Origin of the sequence: Streptomyces glaucescens (assembly GCF_002154375.1) — a bacterium.
Lineage (GTDB): Bacteria > Actinomycetota > Actinomycetes > Streptomycetales > Streptomycetaceae > Streptomyces > Streptomyces glaucescens.
The window spans coordinates 1-1107 of record NZ_MUND01000093.1; the positions used below are offsets into that span (position 1 = coordinate 1).

Below are 1107 nucleotides of genomic sequence, written 5' to 3' on the forward strand. Positions count from 1 at the left end.
CGGGCGCGCGCCCGGGTGCGCATCCACCACCAGCAGATGCACCGTGTTCGATCCCACGTCGAGGACTCCGAGTCTCATGTACGGCACGCTACTGCCAGCCGTGCCGCCCGCCGCCCCCCGGAGCCGGACCCGATCCGCTCCGGGAGGTCCCGGCGGCCGTCCCGGGCGACTTACCCTGGTCCCGTGCCAAAGACGAAAAAGACGAAGAACGAAAAGGCCGCGAAGAAGGCCAAGAAGGACAAAACGGTCCTGGGTTCTTCGTCGGCGAAAGCTGCGAAGGACGCCCCGACGGCGGCGCCGCAGGACCTGACGGCCGACGAGAAGGGCCTCGACTTCGCGCGCGCGTGGGTGGAGTTCCCTGATCCTGCGGACGACGAGCAGGTCTTCCGCTGCGATCTGACATGGCTCACCTCTCGCTGGAACTGCATCTTCGGAAGCGGCTGCCAGGGCATCCAGGCGGGCCGCGCGGCCGACGGCTGCTGCTCGCTGGGCGCGCACTTCTCCGACGAGGACGACGAGAAGCGGGTCGCCGGGCATGTGGCGAGGCTCACGCCGGAGATCTGGCAGCACCACGACGTCGGCAGGGAGAGCGGCTGGGTCTCCGAGGACGACGAGGGCTCCCGGCAGACCCGCCCGTACCAGGGCTCGTGCATCTTCCAGAACCGTCCCGGCTTCGCCGGCGGCGCGGGCTGCTCGCTGCACATCCTGGCGCTGAAGGAGGGCCGCGAGCCGCTGGAGACCAAACCGGACGTCTGCTGGCAGCTGCCGGTCCGCCGGACCTACGACTGGATCGACCGGCCCGACGACACCCGGGTGCTCCAGGTGTCGATCGGTGAGTACGACCGCCGGGGCTGGGGTCCGGGCGGCCACGACCTGCACTGGTGGTGCACGTCGGCGACCTCGGCGCACGGCGCGGGCGAACCGGTGTACGTCTCGTACCGCGCGGAGCTGACCGAGCTGATGGGGAAGGCGGGCTACGACCGGCTGGTCGAGCTGTGCGAGCAGCGGCTGGCCTCGCAGCTGCCGCTGGTCGCGCCGCATCCCGCGGACCCGGTGGCCTGACACCCGGCCCTCGGGCCCCCGCCGGCCCGTCTCTTCTACACATCT

Annotated in this window: 1 protein-coding gene; it reads left to right on the forward strand. The window is 70.9% G+C overall.

Features of this window, described 5'->3' with window-relative positions:
* Positions 1-183: 183 nt before the first annotated feature.
* The gene (locus CCN42_RS07005; protein WP_086733814.1) at positions 184-1062 is read left to right on the forward strand and encodes a DUF3109 family protein; all 879 of its coding nucleotides are present in this window, start codon (positions 184-186) and stop codon (positions 1060-1062) included.
* The last annotated feature ends 45 nt before the right edge of the window (positions 1063-1107 follow it).